This window comes from Streptomyces cavernicola, from assembly GCF_029968035.1.
In the GTDB taxonomy this organism is placed as follows: Bacteria; Actinomycetota; Actinomycetes; order Streptomycetales; family Streptomycetaceae; genus Streptomyces; species Streptomyces cavernicola.
Map to the genome: position 1 here is coordinate 1 of NZ_JASCIQ010000087.1, position 2,500 is coordinate 2,500.

1 rRNA gene (cut by a window edge) is annotated in these 2,500 nt (G+C 57.0%); it reads right to left on the minus strand.

Annotation, left to right across the window (positions count from 1 at the left end):
• A 23S ribosomal RNA gene (locus tag QIS96_RS37530) occupies positions 1-2,500 on the minus strand (its annotated part continues 584 nt past the right edge of the window); the annotation flags it as partial.

The following is a 2,500-nucleotide window of genomic DNA, read 5'->3' on the forward strand; positions in this document are numbered from 1 at the left end:
CCTTACAGGGCTTCCACATCCGGCCTATCAACCCAGTCGTCTACTGGGAGCCTTAACCCCTCAAAGGGGGTGGGAGTCCTCATCTCGAAGCAGGCTTCCCGCTTAGATGCTTTCAGCGGTTATCCTTTCCGAACGTAGCCAACCAGCCATGCCCTTGGCAGGACAACTGGCACACCAGAGGTTCGTCCGTCCCGGTCCTCTCGTACTAGGGACAGCCCTTCTCAAGACTCCTACGCGCACAGCGGATAGGGACCGAACTGTCTCACGACGTTCTAAACCCAGCTCGCGTACCGCTTTAATGGGCGAACAGCCCAACCCTTGGGACCGACTCCAGCCCCAGGATGCGACGAGCCGACATCGAGGTGCCAAACCATCCCGTCGATATGGACTCTTGGGGAAGATCAGCCTGTTATCCCCGGGGTACCTTTTATCCGTTGAGCGACGGCGCTTCCACAAGCCACCGCCGGATCACTAGTCCCGACTTTCGTCCCTGCTCGACCCGTCGGTCTCACAGTCAAGCTCCCTTGTGCACTTACACTCAACACCTGATTGCCAACCAGGCTGAGGGAACCTTTGGGCGCCTCCGTTACCCTTTGGGAGGCAACCGCCCCAGTTAAACTACCCATCAGACACTGTCCCTGATCCGGATCACGGACCCAGGTTAGACATCCAGCACGACCAGAGTGGTATTTCAACGACGACTCCACAACCACTGGCGTGGCCGCTTCACAGTCTCCCACCTATCCTACACAAGCCGAACCGAACACCAATATCAAACTGTAGTAAAGGTCCCGGGGTCTTTCCGTCCTGCTGCGCGAAACGAGCATCTTTACTCGTAGTGCAATTTCACCGGGCCTATGGTTGAGACAGTCGAGAAGTCGTTACGCCATTCGTGCAGGTCGGAACTTACCCGACAAGGAATTTCGCTACCTTAGGATGGTTATAGTTACCACCGCCGTTTACTGGCGCTTAAGTTCTCAGCTTCGCACGCCCGAAAGCGCACTAACCGGTCCCCTTAACGTTCCAGCACCGGGCAGGCGTCAGTCCGTATACATCGCCTTACGGCTTCGCACGGACCTGTGTTTTTAGTAAACAGTCGCTTCTCGCTGGTCTCTGCGGCCACCCCCAGCTCAGAGTGCAAGACCCTTCACCAGGAATGGCCCCCCTTCTCCCGAAGTTACGGGGGCATTTTGCCGAGTTCCTTAACCATAGTTCACCCGAACGCCTCGGTATTCTCTACCTGACCACCTGAGTCGGTTTAGGGTACGGGCCGCCATGAAACTCGCTAGAGGCTTTTCTCGACAGCATAGGATCATCCACTTCACCACAATCGGCTCGGCATCAGGTCTCAGACTGTGTGCAAGGCGGATTTGCCTACCTTGCGTCCTACACCCTTACCCCGGGACAACCACCGCCCGGGATGGACTACCTTCCTGCGTCACCCCATCACTCACCTACTACCACCTTGGGTCAGCGGCTCCACCACTCCCACCGACGGCAAAGCCGGCGGCAGGCGGTTTCACGGCCTTAGCATTAATGGGCTCGATGTTTGGCGCTTCAAAGCGGGTACCGGAATATCAACCGGTTGTCCATCGACTACGCCTGTCGGCCTCGCCTTAGGTCCCGACTTACCCTGGGCAGATCAGCTTGACCCAGGAACCCTTAGTCAATCGGCGCACACGTTTCTCACGTGTGTATCGCTACTCATGCCTGCATTCTCACTCGTGAACCGTCCACAACTCGCTTCCGCGGCTGCTTCACCCGGCACACGACGCTCCCCTACCCAACCAGACAGGCGTTAGCCCTGTTGTCTGATTGACACGACTTCGGCGGTACGCTTGAGCCCCGCTACATTGTCGGCGCGGAATCACTTGACCAGTGAGCTATTACGCACTCTTTCAAGGGTGGCTGCTTCTAAGCCAACCTCCTGGTTGTCTCTGCGACTCCACATCCTTTCCCACTTAGCGTACGCTTAGGGGCCTTAGTCGATGCTCTGGGCTGTTTCCCTCTCGACCATGGAGCTTATCCCCCACAGTCTCACTGCCGCGCTCTCACTTACCGGCATTCGGAGTTTGGCTAAGGTCAGTAACCCGGTAGGGCCCATCGCCTATCCAGTGCTCTACCTCCGGCAAGAAACACACGACGCTGCACCTAAATGCATTTCGGGGAGAACCAGCTATCACGGAGTTTGATTGGCCTTTCACCCCTAACCACAGGTCATCCCCCAGGTTTTCAACCCTGGTGGGTTCGGTCCTCCACGACCTCTTACAGCCGCTTCAACCTGCCCATGGCTAGATCACTCCGCTTCGGGTCTAGAGCGTGCAACTCAAACGCCCTGTTCGGACTCGCTTTCGCTACGGCTTCCCCACACGGGTTAACCTCGCTACACACCGCTAACTCGCAGGCTCATTCTTCAAAAGGCACGCAGTCACGACTGATGAGCAAGCTCACCAGCGACGCTCCCACGGCTTGTAGGCACACGGTTTCAGGTACTATTTCA